Source organism: Ohtaekwangia kribbensis (genome assembly GCF_042676245.1).
Lineage (GTDB): Bacteria > Bacteroidota > Bacteroidia > Cytophagales > Cyclobacteriaceae > Ohtaekwangia > Ohtaekwangia kribbensis.
This window is the reverse complement of record NZ_JBHTKA010000001.1, coordinates 255,901-272,205: the sequence shown is the minus strand read 5'-3', so window position 1 is coordinate 272,205 and position 16,305 is coordinate 255,901. Positions and strand designations below refer to the sequence as shown.

13 protein-coding genes and 1 tRNA gene are annotated in these 16,305 nt (G+C 40.8%); 8 read left to right on the top strand and 6 right to left on the bottom strand.

The annotated features are described in order from the left end of the window. Positions 1-35: 35 nt before the first annotated feature. Positions 36-539 carry a YfiR family protein gene (locus ACFQ21_RS01225; RefSeq protein WP_377573654.1) on the bottom strand — a complete coding sequence of 168 codons (504 nt, stop codon included), beginning with the start codon at positions 537-539 and terminating at the stop codon, positions 36-38. Positions 540-831: 292 nt separating this feature from the next. On the opposite strand from ACFQ21_RS01225, the gene ACFQ21_RS01220 reads away from it, so the two are divergent. Next, the gene (locus ACFQ21_RS01220; protein ID WP_377573651.1) at positions 832-2,469 is read left to right on the top strand and encodes a tetratricopeptide repeat protein; all 1,638 of its coding nucleotides are present in this window, start codon (positions 832-834) and stop codon (positions 2,467-2,469) included. Positions 2,470-2,580: 111 nt separating this feature from the next. Here ACFQ21_RS01220 and ACFQ21_RS01215 read toward each other — a convergent pair whose 3' ends face one another. The 4 genes from ACFQ21_RS01215 to ACFQ21_RS01200 all read right to left on the bottom strand — a co-directional run bounded on the left by ACFQ21_RS01215 (position 2,581) and on the right by ACFQ21_RS01200 (position 8,769). Next, a complete protein-coding gene (locus tag ACFQ21_RS01215; protein ID WP_377573648.1) occupies positions 2,581-3,564 on the bottom strand; it encodes an ROK family protein in 984 nt (327 codons plus the stop codon). Positions 3,565-3,607: 43 nt separating this feature from the next. Further along, on the bottom strand, positions 3,608-4,591 hold the full coding sequence (pfkA, locus tag ACFQ21_RS01210; protein ID WP_377573645.1) for a 6-phosphofructokinase: 984 nt from the start codon (positions 4,589-4,591) through the stop codon (positions 3,608-3,610). Between the two features lie 59 nt (positions 4,592-4,650). Further along, positions 4,651-6,303, bottom strand: a complete 1,653-nt coding sequence (gene pgi / locus ACFQ21_RS01205; RefSeq protein ID WP_377573642.1) for a glucose-6-phosphate isomerase — start codon at positions 6,301-6,303, stop codon at positions 4,651-4,653. A 186-nt stretch (positions 6,304-6,489) separates the two neighbouring features. Further along, a complete protein-coding gene (locus ACFQ21_RS01200; protein WP_377573639.1) occupies positions 6,490-8,769 on the bottom strand; it encodes a Tex family protein in 2,280 nt (759 codons plus the stop codon). Between the two features lie 80 nt (positions 8,770-8,849). Between ACFQ21_RS01200 and ACFQ21_RS01195 the strand changes: the two genes are divergently transcribed. From ACFQ21_RS01195 to ACFQ21_RS01185, 3 genes are all read left to right on the top strand, one after another. Beyond that, positions 8,850-9,281 (top strand): methylglyoxal synthase, encoded by a 432-nt coding sequence (locus ACFQ21_RS01195; protein WP_377573636.1) that lies wholly within the window; start codon positions 8,850-8,852, stop codon positions 9,279-9,281. A gap of 71 nt (positions 9,282-9,352) precedes the next feature. Continuing rightward, positions 9,353-9,426, top strand: a tRNA-Met gene (locus tag ACFQ21_RS01190). Positions 9,427-9,995: 569 nt separating this feature from the next. After that, complete coding sequence (locus ACFQ21_RS01185) at positions 9,996-10,949, top strand: hypothetical protein (protein ID WP_377573634.1); 954 nt, start codon at positions 9,996-9,998, stop codon at positions 10,947-10,949. A 471-nt stretch (positions 10,950-11,420) separates the two neighbouring features. Here ACFQ21_RS01185 and ACFQ21_RS01180 read toward each other — a convergent pair whose 3' ends face one another. Further along, positions 11,421-11,837: a YybH family protein gene (locus ACFQ21_RS01180; protein WP_377573631.1), complete on the bottom strand. Its 417-nt coding sequence runs from the start codon at positions 11,835-11,837 to the stop codon at positions 11,421-11,423. A gap of 279 nt (positions 11,838-12,116) precedes the next feature. On the opposite strand from ACFQ21_RS01180, the gene ACFQ21_RS01175 reads away from it, so the two are divergent. From ACFQ21_RS01175 to ACFQ21_RS01160, 4 genes are all read left to right on the top strand, one after another. Next, positions 12,117-12,446, top strand: a complete 330-nt coding sequence (locus ACFQ21_RS01175) for a winged helix-turn-helix transcriptional regulator (protein ID WP_377573628.1) — start codon at positions 12,117-12,119, stop codon at positions 12,444-12,446. A 1,040-nt stretch (positions 12,447-13,486) separates the two neighbouring features. After that, positions 13,487-14,302 (top strand): helix-turn-helix domain-containing protein, encoded by an 816-nt coding sequence (locus ACFQ21_RS01170; RefSeq protein WP_377573625.1) that lies wholly within the window; start codon positions 13,487-13,489, stop codon positions 14,300-14,302. Positions 14,303-14,527: 225 nt separating this feature from the next. Then, positions 14,528-15,061, top strand: a complete 534-nt coding sequence (locus ACFQ21_RS01165; protein WP_377573622.1) for a cytochrome b — start codon at positions 14,528-14,530, stop codon at positions 15,059-15,061. A 565-nt stretch (positions 15,062-15,626) separates the two neighbouring features. Next, on the top strand, positions 15,627-16,295 hold the full coding sequence (locus ACFQ21_RS01160) for an ArsR/SmtB family transcription factor (protein ID WP_377573619.1): 669 nt from the start codon (positions 15,627-15,629) through the stop codon (positions 16,293-16,295). Positions 16,296-16,305 lie beyond the last annotated feature (10 nt).

Here is a 16,305-nt window from a genome sequence, read left to right as displayed (position 1 = left end):
TTTTCATTTTTTGATTTGGTGTGTTTGTGTGTATATCAAATCTGTTGACTCAGGTTGAGCAGGGTGCTTGATACCCGGAGGCTGCGCAGATCAAGTGTTGATTTGTTTACTGCGAATCCCAGCTTGTTCTTTTCTTTCAGAAAACTGATGCAGGCTCCTTTCTTGGTGAGGCCGGCAGCTTCTGTAACAATCAGTATACTTTTCTTACTGGTGTTCTCCACGATGGAGTTGAACATCGAATTTTGCTTCTCGGGCAGAAACACGATGTCGCATGTAGCTGCTTCTGTCGATGTAATTTTCTTTACCGATATTGTACTGTTGTTACGTGTTTGAAGTATTTTTTCGAACTCGTCTTGCACGTGCGTTTCTCCCACAATGCCTACCACTAAATTTTTTCTCGCATCGGGCCAGTTAATGTTCTCTATAAACTTATAGAGAAAGATTGCCTGGAATTTTTCATCCTGCGCCACCGATATTTTCGGTATAAAAAGTAAGAGCAGGCAAAAAAGGACTGTTGTTTTTTTTACGAACACATTCATTGGTTATTTTTTTTTACGAACAATTTGTGGTTGTTAAGCAGCAAATGCCGGTTTAGCGAAGTGATCACGTTGTGGTGTAGCTAGGGCCAGGCGAGTGATGCTTTACAACTCTGCTCAAAGAAATTGAGTTTGAAGGTGGTCCTCTGTATAATGAACGCTACAAAAAAGTTATGGCCGGTATACAAAAGCGTTATATAGTTTTTAGTACCTCAATTGGAGGAGGGACAAATCGGTTTCGCACATTCGTAAATGAACCAAGCCGGTATAGATACAATAACTATCTACACTTGTAATGTTTAGCGATAAAAATGAAGAATTGGCACTGGCAGTAGGGTATACCTTTGATCATTATTTTATGACCCCACGTAGCATATATAGTATCATAACGTTGTCGCTGTTTACGTTATTTCAGGCTGCACAGGCTCAGGATAAAATGATTGATAGCCTGCTTGCTGTTTTGAAGACTCTTCCTGAAGACACCAATCGCGTTATTTGTCTTTATGAATTGGCTGCCAGTTATGGTGATAAAGACGTAGTGAAGCAGATTGAAGTTGCGTATGAATCGCTGACACTGGCAAAAAGAATTAACTACGAAAAGGGAATTGCAGAAGCGTGTGCCTATTTAGGAGGCGGATATGCCGAGACAGAGAATTTTGGCAAGTCCATTGAATATTTTTTGATGGCACTACGTATCCAGGAAAGGCGTAAGGACTTGAAAGCATTGGCACCGACTTACCACGATATTGGTACTGTATATGTATCGAACGGTAAATTTGAAAAGGGTATACAGTATTATCAAAAGGCTGTGACAGCCTGGGAACAAGTAGGTAATAAGCGAGGCCCTGTAACAGCTTTATATAATTTAGGGTATGCTTATGACGAACAGGGCAAAGATACTCTTGCTCTGAAATACTATAACAAAGCAATAAAGGCTGGCAATGAGATTGGTCATAGCATTCCGGTTATATTTTCCTCGGTTAGTGCAAGTGCCATTTACCTGAGGAATAAGAATTATACGGTAGCAAAACAGTTTGCTGACGAAGCGTTCAACCTTGTTACGGCTGAGAATAATTATGACAACATATTGGCAGAAATTTATGGTATATATAGTGAAATATACTTAGCGCAGGGTAAATCACAGGAAGCACTGGCCATTGTAGAGAAAGGATTGGCGATTGCCAAAGCATCTCATAAGAATTCATATATTCTGCAGAATTATAAACGACTTGCCGATATTTATAATCACACGGGTAATCCAGGAAAGGCTTACGAAGTCTTGTTGCGCTATACAACGTTGAACGACTCTATCCGGAACGTGTCAAATCGCGAATCGATTGAACAGGTGATGCACGGATATGAGCTGGAGAAAAAGGATATACAAATGGCTGCACAGACGGCACAGTTTGAATCCGGTATATTTCGCAGAAATTCATTTATAGTATTATTGATAGGCCTGTTGGTGATAGCACTTCTGGTGTATAATCGAACGAAGTTGGTGTTGGCAGCCCGGCAGCAGCAATTAAAGTATTCCACACAGTCGCTGCTGGAGAAATCAAAAATTATAGCGCATATCAGCGAGCAGCTTACAGTGTTGAAGAACAGCGTACCCGTTATTGACGGCAACATGGAGAAGTTCGGGCAGATACTGCAACTTAAAATCCACACGGAAGAAGATTGGGAAAATTTTAAGAAAGCTTTTGATGAAGTATATCCGGGTTTCTTTAATAATCTACGTTATAAATATCCCGGTATAACAGCAGCCGAGCTACGCCTGGCTGCCATGACAAAACTCAACTTGTCGATCAAAGAAGCGGCTTCCATGCTGGGTATATCCACGGAAAGTGTAAAGCAATCGCGCTATCGCCTGAAGAAAAGAATAGGGGTGCCTGAGGATTTAACCTTGAAAGGTTTCCTGGAAGCACATGTATAGCTGCTACCTCTGTACTGGTATAAATGCGCATCGGTGGTTATGTTCAGATATAGCTATAAATAAAAAAGTCGGACGTGAATCCGACTTTTATGATGAGTATAATTTACTTCATTAGTATACTTCTTCTTTCAATTGTTTGTTGTCAAGATAATTCCATACCAGACTGCTGGCTCCTAATATAGGGGCAGCCTGATTTTGTAAACCTGAAGGAAGAACTTTTACTTTACCACGGAATAGCGGCATCAGGTTCGCTTCCATGTGTTTTATCGTAGGCTTGAAGATAAGATCGCCAGCCAGTGACAAACCTCCGAACAGGAATATAGCTTCCGGATCGGTATGTACTACCGTTTCAGCGAGCTTCATACCGAGTATACGTCCGGTATATTCAAATGCTGCCAAGGCAACAACATCGCCACGTACGGCAGCTTCTGTAATCATTTTGGTTGTAAGATTATCGAAGCTGATACCGCGGAGTTCGCTTGGTTCGAGGTGATCGGCCAGCAATTTATATACCGTACGTTTTATACCTGTAGCCGATACATAGGTCTCCAGGCAACCGCGTTTACCGCAGTTACAGAAACGACCGGCAGGGTTTACAGAGGTATGTCCTACTTCACCTGCTATACCATGTTTACCATTGAGAAGATGTCCATTGCATACAAAGCCGCTTCCGAGACCCGTTCCTAAAGTAATCACGACAAAGTCTTTCATGCCCTTAGCAGAACCATATACCATTTCACCTACGGCTGCAGCATTTGCATCGTTAGTTACGATAGCCGGTATATCAAACTCTTCACGAAACATATCCGCCAGCGGAATGATACCTTTCCACGGCAGGTTCGTGGCGCGTTCAATCGTTCCTTTGTAGTAATTTCCATTTGCGGCACCAACGCCTACACCGATCACTTTGTGTGCAAATGAAATGGTAGTCATCGCTTTACGAAGAGCTTCTGCAAGACCACCAAAGTAGTCTTTGAACTCTTCATACTCCGTTGTTGAAATGCTGCCCTGGAAAACAACATTACCATCGCGATCAACGATACCATACTTGGTATTCGTTCCTCCGATGTCGATTCCAATGGTTAGTTCTTTCATGGTAAATTTTGAATTATTGATTGGTTTGGTTGCTTCGTTTTTCCTAGATCGACAAGATCTTCGCTATGCGCATCGACTCTTCATCTATCTCGTGATGGCTCTGCATAATGGTATCAAAATCATTATACACGATTTTGTTGTCTTTAATTCCCACCATCACATCACTCTTGTTATTCAGTAAACCCTCCACGGCAGCTATACCCATACGGCTCGCCAATACGCGATCGAAGTAAGTAGGAGCTCCGCCACGCTGAAGATGTCCGAGCACAGTAACTTTAATATCGAAGTATGAAGAACGTTCGGCAACTTTCTTGGCGAGCGTATGTGCATCACCGATCTTGGAGCCTTCCGCTACTACAACAAGATTTGACTTCTTGCTGGTTTCTTCACCTTCACCTAATTTTTCATAAAGTTCATCGAAGGTCATTGTCTCTTCCGGTATAACGATTGCAGCCGCACCTCCGGCTATACCGCTGTTGATGGCTATATATCCGGAATTTCTTCCCATTACCTCAATAAAGAACAAACGGTTGTGGGAGAGGGCCGTATCGCGAATCTTATCAATAGCTTCAACAGCTGTGTTGGTTGCGGTGTCGTAACCAATTGTATAATCAGTACCTGATAAATCATTATCGATCGTGCCTGGTATACATATAGAAGGTATACTAAACTCCTGGTAAAATTTATGAAGACCTGTAAATGTACCATCGCCTCCTATAGCCACGAGTGCATCTATACCTTCACTTCTTAATTTACCCAATGCTTTCAATCTTCCTTCGGGAGTACGAAACTCCTTGCTGCGTGCAGACTTTAATACGGTTCCACCACGCTGCAGAATGTTACCTACTGAGCGCGCATCAAGTTGTTCAAAGTCTCCTTCAATCATACCTTCATAGCCACGCAGTACTCCTACGCAATCAACTTTATAGTATGCGCATGCGCGCACCACGGCACGGATGGCTGCGTTCATTCCCGGAGCATCGCCACCCGATGTGAATACCCCGATCTTCGAAATTTTATTGTTCATCTGGTTGAAAAATCCATCAAAAATAATGTACTGTTAATATTTTGCAATCAATTAATTTATCATTCAGATTTCAATCGTTTGAAATAATTGATTAGCCCGTTTGTTGAAGAGTCGTGAGAGGAGATTTCTTCAGCAGCCGTAAGTTCCGGAAGTATTTTCTTCGCCAGAACTTTTCCAAGTTCAACGCCCCACTGATCAAAACTGAAAATGTTCCAGATGATTCCCTGGGCAAAAATCTTATGCTCATATATAGCAATGAGACTACCCAATGTTTCCGGTGTCAGCTTTTTGAAAAGTATACTGTTGCTTGGTCTGTTACCTTCGAACACGCGGAATGGTGCATGAAACTTGATAGCTTCTTTGTCGAGTCCTGCTTTTGCAAGTTCAGCTTCAACTTCTTCCTGCGTTTTACCGCGCATCAATGCTTCGGTCTGTGCAAAGTAATTCGAAAGTAATTTATCGTGATGATCACTCAGTGGATTATGACTGATTGCAGGCGCGATGAAGTCGCACGGTATAAGTTTGGTTCCCTGATGTATCAGTTGATAGAAAGCGTGTTGTCCGTTCGTGCCAGGCTCGCCCCATATAACAGGACCTGTCTGGTACGTTACCGGTTCACCATTACGATCTACAGATTTACCGTTACTCTCCATGTTGCCTTGCTGAAAGTAAGCAGCGAAGCGATGCAGGTATTGATCGTACGGTAATATAGCTTCTGATGCCGCTCCGAAGAAATTGTTATACCATATACCCAGCAACGCGAGTACAACTGGTATATTTTTCTCGAACGGTTCATTCCTGAAATGATTGTCAACAGCATGGGCTCCGCTCAACAGCTTCTCGAAGTTTTCAAAGCCGATGGTACAGGCTATTGATAAACCGATAGAAGACCAGAGCGAGTAACGACCACCAACCCAATCCCAGAATACAAACATATTTTCCGGTGCTATACCAAACTTTGTAACTTCTTTCTGGTTGGTTGATACGGCTACAAAGTGTTTCGCCACTTCACCTTTGCCACCTGTTTTTTCGAGGAACCAAGCGCGCGCTGATTCAGCATTCGTCATCGTCTCCTGTGTAGTAAATGTTTTGGATGCAATGATAAATACCGTTGTCTCCGGGTTAACACGCTTTACAATTTCAGCAATGTGTGTACCATCAACATTGGATACAAAGTGAGGTGTTATATTTTTCCAATAGGGGCGGAGTGCCTCTGTTACCATATAGGGGCCGAGATCGGAACCACCTATACCTATATTTACTATATCTGTAATCGCTTTACCGCTATAGCCTTTCCAGGTGCCGTTAATAAGGTTGGATGAGAAAGTTTTCATCTGGTTCAACACAGCGTTAACATCGGGCATCACATCAATCCCTTCAGCAAGAATGGGAGCGTTGGAGCGGTTACGCAAGGCTATATGCAATACCGAGCGACCTTCCGTCTGGTTGATAGCTTCGCCCCGGAACAATGCATCGATAGCGTCTTGCAATTCAACCTCTTTTGCAAGGGCTATCAGCTCTTTCATTACCTCCTCGTTGATTATGTTTTTGGAATAATCAACCAGAATGTCGTTGAACTGGACATGGAATTTTTCAAAGCGACCCGGATCTTCTGCAAACATCTCGCGCATGTGCGTTGCCTGCATGTGTAGGAAGAGCGCTTCAAGTCTCTGCCAGGCTGCGGTTTCTGTTGGATTCTGGTTTGGTAACATAATTTTGAAAAATTAGGAAGTGCGAAGATAGAGTTTATGCTTAAAAACCCTAAAGCCTGTACTTTTTTAACCAGAAACCAATCTTCTAATCTTGTAATCTTATAATCTTCCAATTTTGCAATCTCCTAAAAACGAAAAAGCCTGAAGTACGAGACCTCAGGCTTTTCATACAGTTTTTAATGCGAGTTACTTCTTGAACTTGCTCACGAGCATAGCAAGTTTTTCTTCCATGCTAACCTCTTTCTCTTTCGGCTTGCTGTTGTCCTTACGGTTACGTTGTTGTGATCCTCCACCGCTACCTGCCGGTGCCTGATCAGCAAACGGATTGCTCTTCATCGAGAGACCTATACGCTTACGCGGAACATCAACCTCTACCACGGTAACTTTTACTTTCTGCTGAACGGTAACAACCTCCTTCGGATCTTTAATAAACTTGTCAGACAAGTGACTGATATGAACCAGCCCATCCTGGTGTACACCTATATCTACAAAGGCACCAAAGTTGGTAACGTTCGTTACAATGCCGGGCAGCGACATACCTATCTTGAGATCGGCAATGGTATTTACACCATCCGTAAAGCTGAAGATTTCAAATGTCTGGCGCGGGTCACGTCCGGGTTTTTCAAGCTCGGAGAGTATATCTGTCAAAGTCGGGAGACCAACTTTTTCTGTCACGTATTTTTTCAGATCAAGTTGTCTGCGCAGTTCGGCACTGCTCATCAGTTCTTTTACAGAGCAACCTAAATCAGAGGCCATCTGCTGAACGATCGGGTAACTTTCCGGGTGTACGGCACTGGCATCGAGCGGATTCTCTGCTTCACGAATGCGCAAGAAACCTGCAGCCTGCTCGAATACTTTTTCTCCGAGACGCGATACTTTCATCAACGACTCACGATTTTTGAACGGTCCGTTTTGATTACGGTGTTCAACTATATTTTTAGCAAGCGATGGACTCAAACCGGATACGTAGGAGAGGAGCTCCTTACTCGCTGTATTTACTTCAACGCCAACCGAGTTCACGCAACTCATCACCACGTCATCAAGACCTTGCTTGAGTTTAGACTGATCAACATCGTGCTGATATTGTCCTACACCAATCGATTTAGGATCGATCTTTACAAGTTCTGCAAGCGGGTCGGTAAGTCTTCTTCCGATAGACACCGCACCACGAACGGTAACATCTTTATCCGGGAATTCATCGCGGGCAACTTCGGATGCTGAGTATACCGAAGCCCCACTTTCATTTACCATTACGATGATGATCTTGTTGCTGAGGCCGATCGATTTGGCAAACGCTTCTGTTTCGCGTCCAGCCGTACCGTTGCCTATAGCAATGGCTTCAATATCATACTTCTCACAAAGTGATTGAATGAGTGCCGCAGACTTGGCAGTTTCACGCTGAGGCTCGTGCGGATATATAACATCGTGATGCAATAATTTACCCTGGCGATCGAGGCACACAACTTTACAGCCGGTTCTGAAACCAGGGTCAAGTGCCAGCACATTTTTCTGTCCGAGCGGTGCAGCGAGCAGAAGTTCTTTCAGGTTAGAAGCAAATACTTTGATCGCTTCTTCGTCTGCTTTCATCTTCGACTCCATGCGTACTTCTGTTTCCAGTGACGGACGTAGCAGTCGTTTGTAGCTGTCTTTAATAGCAAGACGTACCTGTTCGGCAGCAGCGTTTTCAGTTTTTATATACTGACGCTCCATCGAGCTGATAGCCTGTTCTTCAGGCGGATATATATCGAGTGCAAGTATACCTTCCTTCTCGCCTCTGCGCATAGCGAGCAAGCGGTGTGATGGTGTTTTGGATATAGGCTCAGTCCATTCAAAGTAGTCTTTGAATTTCTGCCCTTCCGCTTCTTTACCTTTCAGCACGCGTGACTCCACAGCACCTTCGCTCCAGAAAATTTCACGCACATTTTTACGTGTATCCGGATTTTCACTTACCCATTCTGCCATGATATCGCGGGCGCCATCCAATGCTTCTTCGAGACTCGCCACTCCTTTTTCAGAATCAACAAACGACTTGGCGAATTCTTCCAGGTCAAATTTCTCCTGGTCGAACAAGCGCTGCGCAAGGGGTTCAAGACCTTTCTCTTTCGCCACGCTCGCGCGGGTTTTACGTTTGGGCTTATACGGAAGGTAAATATCTTCCAGTTCAGCGAGGGTTTCAGCAACTACGATCGAAGACATCAACTCCGGTGTAAGCTTTCCTTGCTTTTCAATTGAGCTGATAATGGCTTCTCTGCGTTTATCCAATTCACGCAACTGCTCGATACGGTCGCGGACGTTGGTAATCATTACTTCATCCATACTGCCGGTCATTTCTTTCCGGTAGCGCGAGATAAAAGGAATGGTGGCACCTTCAGCCAGCAGGTCACCAACAGCTTTGACATTCTTGAGGGGTTGTGAGAATTCTTTTGCAATCTGTTCAACCCACCGTGCGAGATTCTCTTGTTCCATAAATTTTAAACAGGTCGGCAAAAATAGAAGAAGGAATGTAACCTGCAATACTGTATTTTTATCCGTATTTAACTTTCGGTATGACGAAAAAAAAGATAGCCCTTGTGGCTCACGATAATAAGAAGAAGGAGCTAATTGAATGGTCGAAGTTGCATCGCGACAGTATGGAAAAATTTGAAATTTATGCGACCGGTACAACAGGAAGATTGCTCGAACAGGAATTGCAATTACCCATACACATGCTGCACAGCGGACCGCTCGGTGGCGACCAGCAGATTGGTGCTTTAATATCGGAAGGACAAATAGAAGCACTCGTTTTTTTCTGGGATCCAATGGAGCCACTTCCGCACGATCAGGATATAAAAGCGTTGCTGCGTATAGCCACCGTGTGGAATATTCCCATAGCATGCAACCGCTCAACAGCAGATCTTTTGTTTTCAACCCCGACACTCTTGTACGACTATGAGCGTGTAAAACCAGATTTTTCAGCATACCAAAGCCGAAAACTGTAATTAAATTATTTGGCCGAGTTCTTGAAAATTAAATTCAACGTTGTAAGTTTGCGCTCCCATTTAGAAAAGATGGCGCGGTAGCTCAGGTGGTTAGAGCGTTGGATTCATAACCCAAAGGTCGGGGGTTCAACTCCCCCCCGCGCTACACAACATTAAAAAGCCTGAAATCTTTAAGATTTCAGGCTTTTTTTGTTCATGGGGAGCCAGTTCGGTTTACTGCATCATAGAAATTATCACTATTTCAAGGTTTCTTAATTTGACTAATCAGCGTGTTCGAACCTCTCAATCCTTTGTAACTATAAATCGACTCGAGTATAGCGCAGGTGAATATTTACTTGCAAATAAGTATTCGTAGTAATGTCATAGTAGAAGATCTGTGTGTGCTAAGTATACTTTACACGCAAACATCATTGCGCTATATATAGTCGTCTATTGCATACATATTTATTTAAGCGAGGTATACGTTATAGATGATGATTCGCCTTAGAAGAACTTTTTGTTTAAACAAAAAAAGCAACTACTAAAAGATCACTTGAGAAATCAACAATACAAATTTTGAGATGCATGGATTTCGCGCATGTTGGGGTAACTCAACTGAAAGTCATGACCGACAAAGGGAATGTAAACGACATTGTATACATTTCGAAATATATGCGACATGCGGTTAGCCAATTATTGGTGACAAGTTAAACTGACAGTACCCAAATTGACAAAATGCTGAAAAAATATTACGGGACATATGGTGGAATTTTAATTGGTGGACTTTATGGACTGCTAATGAGGATAGTTTTTGGACTAAACTTTAAAGGCGATTTCGCTGACTTATTCTCAATCACTTTTGTTTGGATTCTACCAATAGTTGTTGGCTTGTCATCATTAATATTTTCGTCAAAAGAAGATTTGCAAAGCATTGGTGTTAGAGTTTCACGACCTGTATTAGCAGTTCTGACTTTTTTTATTCTTTGCTATTGGACAGGGCACGAAGACATTATTTGCATTCTAATCATTTCAATTCCTTTTCTACTTGTTGCAGGAATCTCGGGTGTAATTTTGGGCAGCACAGTTTTACGATATAGACAACGAAATGGAATTTTATATTCTGTATTTTTTATCCCACTTGTTGCAGGACTTATTGAACCAACAATTCCAACCCCAACAGAAAAATATGAAACTACTTCTTCCATTATTATTAACGCTAACAAGGAAGTAATTTGGAAAAGTATAGTGCGAGTAAGAGAAATAAGCAATGGTGAGTATGAAAAAGGATTTTTCAATTTAGCAGGCATTCCAAGACCTCTGTATGCTGAACTTGACAAAGACACATTAGGAGGCGAAAGAATTGGACACTTTGAAGGTGGACTGAAATTTCAAGAAAATATCATTGAATGGAATAAAGACAACTTGATAACTTTCGACATTAAAATTATTCCGTCATCATCCAACAGAACAATCTTTGAAAGACATATGTTGAACGGTGAGCATTTTAAATTCTTAAAAGCAACTTATTGTCTTAAACAAGTTTCAAAAAATAAAACAGAATTACTATTGACAACAATGTATCAGCTTGACACTAAAATAAATTTTTATGGTGAGTTTTGGGGACATCAACTTTTGACAGACTTTCAAGACAGACTAATAAAAGTAATAAAAACACGATGTGAAAAATAACCAGCCACCAACATCGGTTAGGCAAAAGCAGGGCAGAAAGAAGTAATTGAACATTTGCACTTCTATCAGGACTTCACCTTTTACTGAAGGAAAAGGTTCGAACTACCGACCCTACAGTCTACACAACATTAAAAAGCCTGAAATCGTAAAGATTTCAGGCTTTTTTTGGTTCGAAGTAATCCTGTTCAGTTCACTGGATGCTCGAAATTCTCACAAAATTAAGGTTTCTTAATTTATTGACTAATCAAGAGTGTTCGAACCAGTGTGTCAGGATATTTATAAATCGATTTATAGTATATAGAAGTAACATATAGTATATATAACATTGGCTATATTTTGTCACGGTCGACACTTAATGCCTCCTTTTGCTTCACGTTGATTTTTGTTCTGGACGCTCTGTCACTGATCTTAGCTGACGTTCTGAAATGGGTATAGCAAGAAGAGGAAACGAAATTCCTGACAGTGTGCTGCTCAGGGACTGATCCTGGATGTGCAGTATCGGGCGATTTGCCACGCTCCGGTGGCCGACTTACGCAAAAGGAACAGCTCGTTATACGCCGAATGCATTACGACACCAGTGGCTTTGTTGGTCTCGCTTCCTTCAGTCGAGCTCCGAACGAATGCCCAGTCGGGACTGATCTGCACAACCTCCTTGATTTCATAGTGCATGTTAAAGCCGACCGCTTGGAATACGTCGGGATAGATCCTGGCAAGGTCGTCCTTGCCCACTGACGCCCGCAGACCGGGACCCATTAGGACGCCATCATCAGCGTATGTGGCTAAAACGTGGGCCACGTCAGCGCGATTGAACGCTGTCAAGTAGGCGACAGCCGTTGCTTCGATAGAGGCCAGTTCCTCATTCATTGCTTCATTCATTGCTTCATTCATTATTCACTTATTTGTTATTCCTTCGAATCATTAACGTTGATGATAAAGTTCTTTTTAATGGTCAATAATCTTGTGCTCCAATAAATCGCGAAACTTTATCTTGATATTTCGAACAACCAGTAGGGAGAAGATCAAAGTCTTCGACTGTGATCTTGAGGGAAATTTGAAAACTACAGTGCAAACGTAAATTCATTACTATACTTTTGAAAGTAGTATACTAAAACTGTATTAGTATGTAAAATAATAGTAATGTTGATTTACAATTAGATACATTTATAAATGGAAGAAAAAAATATGTGCCCGGTAGACTATGCCGTCAATTTATTGAGTGGAAAATACAAATTGCGTATTCTTCATGCTTTACTTCAGGAAAGCCCGCAACGCTTTAAAGTATTGGAACGAAGGATCACGGGTATTTCGCCAACCATGTTGACCTCACAGTTACGCGAACTTGAAAAAGACGGTTTGATTGGCAGAACCATATTTGCAACTGTACCGCCTACCGTAGAGTACAATATAACTTCAGTGGGGCAGTCTACCTTGCCTATGCTTAATGAAATTTATAAGTGGGGTTTGGCTCATCAATCGGATAATTTAAAGAAGAACTGACGAAGTGGATGATCCCTTTCTTGTCTTGCATTTTCAGAACAAGCAGAATTCTGCCGGTTCCGTAACTGGATAATAGATTCAGACAAAATATTTAGTATTCCTATAATGTGGTCAATGCCACTACCTATCGTGAAGCCCAAAATCCTTGATTTTAATCAAGTCTTGAAGGAAAAGGTTCGAACTACCGACCCTCCAGTCTACGATAAAAAAGCCCTCTAATTTGCAGAAATTAGAGGCTTTTTTGTTCTAGCCATTAGTGTCCGGGGAAAGATTTTAAAAACGGATTTTTACCGGACAGCCGAAGCGTAGATTATACCTATTCATCGCGTCCATGAATGAAATAACTCTTTCTCCCTATGAAAAAGTATATTCAGTAATGATACGAGAGATATATAGCTGATTTTACCGGACAGCCTGATTCATTTTGAAAGAATGAATATGGAGTATGGCCTCTTTTCACTGTCCAGAGAAAAATCTGCGTTTTTAAATAGAGATAGTTTTTAGGCACTTTAAAAATTTCCTCGGACAACAATGTGTTCTAGCTGGAGGCGAATTCGAACCTTTACGGATTTTTCACGGAATCGCTTCATCGCAAGCATTTGTCGGACTTTGTTGAGTCGGTTGCAGTTCACATCCTAACACTATATGTAGCTATAGATACTTGCGAGCATTTTTCTAGACAATAGAAATTTACAATAGACCTTATTGATTTTCATTTCTAACCCGTTTCCTTTTTTATAGTTTTCTATACATTACTTCAATGTCATTTTATGAGGTGAGAAGTGTTCATTGAGCATTTCGATAGATAAGATTCTTTCTAATCCAATTTTCATGTAGATTATATATAATCTAAACTCTCGTAAAAAAAGTCACGGTGAAATATAGACTCGTATTACATTTATATAGCCTGCAATTGACTACATTAAATCTCAATTACTTTTAGTAACTTTCATATCCGATCATATTTCCCTTTTTATGTATAAGTACTTAACGTATTAATTACTATTTCTCGAGAAAATCGGTTTTGTAATTTTGAATAAATGGAAACGGATAAATATTTCACTATAAGAAAACCTGGTAGCTCACTCTTATCAAGCATAGTGGAGAGTTACTTTTATATCGATGTTTCTGTTGCTGAGCTACAGGAAAAGGCAGAACCTATAATACCGTCTCCAAGGATTACGTTTGGTTATTTTTTTGATTACCCATTTACTGTCGTCAATCACACAATAAATAAATCCAAATTAGTTAATATAGCTATATCGAGAATTTCCCCGCGAAAAATAACAGTCCAGCCGTATACCGACAAAATAAAAATTCTTGGGGCACATTTAAAGCCTTATGGTTTGGCATATTTTACAACAAAGCCTATAAATTCTTTACCTTGGTTGATTAACACGGAGGAGTTATTTGGCGATATCGCTAAAAACTTCTTGCAAAAAGTAAATGTTTGCAGTAATGCAGAGCAAATGTTCAACGAAGTCGAAACTGTGTTTTTAGATAATATACTTAATCGCGATTTGTCACTGATCACAAAAGCGATAGACCTGATAAATGAAAACTTGGGCCACATTGAAATTACCGAGCTATCCAAGCGATTAGAAGTTTCCGACCGGACAATACGAAATCACTTTTATGAATATATAGGTTGCTCGCCAAAGGAATATTTACGTATTGTAAAATTAAGGCAAGTAGCCTATCAATTGAAACACTCAGAAAATTCAATAGCTGAGATTGCCCACGATAACAACTATTTTGACCAAGCACATTGCATTCATGAAGTGAAGGGAATTACCGGACACTCTCCTAATCAACTTCGAAAAGAAATTCCTAGTTTCCGTTTTTTACAATTTTAAGTTTGGGTCTTTGCTGAACTTTGTGTCGTGAGATAAAATTTAACAGGATGAAGTTAGATGCTTTTGTTACCCTATTGCGTTCCTTGGTTGGTGAAATTCATCCCGTATAGTACATGTCACGAGTTTGTTCGTCCCATGCGAATCATAATTATAAGGCACCCTCACGCTGACATATTGGGGGGTGGTACACAGTTCAGAAAGTAAAGAAGTAAAATGTATACAAAGATGAAAACAATTGTAAAAAATAACCTTTTAGAAAAATATAGTAAAGGAATCATCATCATTCATTGGTTGAGTTTTCTATTGATCATTTTGCTCATTCCCTTAGGTTACGTAATGGCAGATCTAAATCCTGGAACGGCTAGACTTACTCTATTGAAAGCGCATATGGTTATTGGTATTTTGGTTTTTGCTTTGACGCTTGTTCGTGTTTGGTTCTTCTTTAACCACAAGAGACCTTCAAGACTTGAAACCGGAAATTTGTTGCACAATAAGCTGGTTGTCTGGATGGAAAATTCATTTTACTACGTGTTGATACTGCTATGTATATCAGGCATCGTAACCATTACAACTGGCAATCTTGGGGGAGCACTACTGAGTTCAGATGCTTCACTTTTACCGGAGAGTGTAGATGTACCTGCGCTTAGGGCGCATAAAGCATTGGTGGTGTTATTGATTTTTTTATTGATTGGACATATCTGTGGTGTGATTAACCATTATGTTAAAAACAAAGAAAATACATTGAGAAGAATTTTATAGTTAATATTTGATTAACTACGAAAACAACAATTTTATTGGACCAACATCATTGGTTGCGCATTCATTATTCACAGATGGCTGTCTTGTTGTATTATTTGTTCTAGCTCCGTTTGGGAAACACAATTCAGCAGAGGAATTCCTGTTTTGGTTACATTATAGTAAGATCCGTACAACATATCAAAAAAGTTCATCTCAAGCTCTGAAAAACTTGATTTTTAGCAAATCCTGAAGGAAAGGTTCGAACTACCGACCCTCCAGTCTACTCGATACTAAAAAGCCAGAAATCATAATGATTTCTGGCTTTTTTTGTTTGAAGTGATTCTGTCCAGTCGGCTATATCTGAGTTTTACGCTGATTCTGATTTTTATATTTCCAATCCGAAGTGCATTTCGAACCTTTATCTATACTAGAGAATAACATAGTTCTCTATTATTCAAGCTACTTCAGTCTTTAAAGATCACTGGAATAGCAGGTATTTTTTAGAAAAAAAACTATTCAATAAATTTATTGAATAGATGGAACTGTCGCTCTTGCTTCGGGGTTAGTGTTGTATAGAACAGAAATAATGAATAAAAGACAATACAAGGATACAGTGTATAGTGAACTGGCGCGGATCACAAAGTCTTTGGCAAATCCACACCGTATGGAAATCATAGAACTACTTGGTCAAGGAGAGTTTTCAGTTGAGCAAGTAGCCGAACAAACTAATCTTACAATTGCCAATGCATCTCAACATTTACAGGTATTAAAACAGGGCCAGTTGGTAGATATAAATCGCCAGGGAAATTTCATTTTCTACCGTCTTTCAAATGACAATGTATTCAAGGCTTGGAAGGCACTCCGTGAGTTGGGTGTCGAGCGTATCGAGGCAGTCGAGAAAGTAGTAAAAGAATTTAGGAAGTCGAAGTTCGATTTTCAATCGGTTACTATTGATGAATTGATTGAGAAAATAGATTCTGGAAAAGTCACTGTCCTTGATGTGCGACCGGAATCAGAATATAGGCAGGGACATATAGCGAGTGCTATTTCGATTCCGATAGGAGAACTCTCTAAACGGCTTAAAGAATTACCCAAGCGAACGGAGATCATTGCCTATTGTCGCGGCCCGTTCTGTGTATATGCAGATGAAGCTGTGTCGATACTTTTAAAGGCAGGATATAAGGCGAATCGGTTAAACGAGGGTTTCCCTGATTGGAAATTAGAGAATCTCCCTGTTGATGTCTCTATTAGCTAAAAGCAACTAA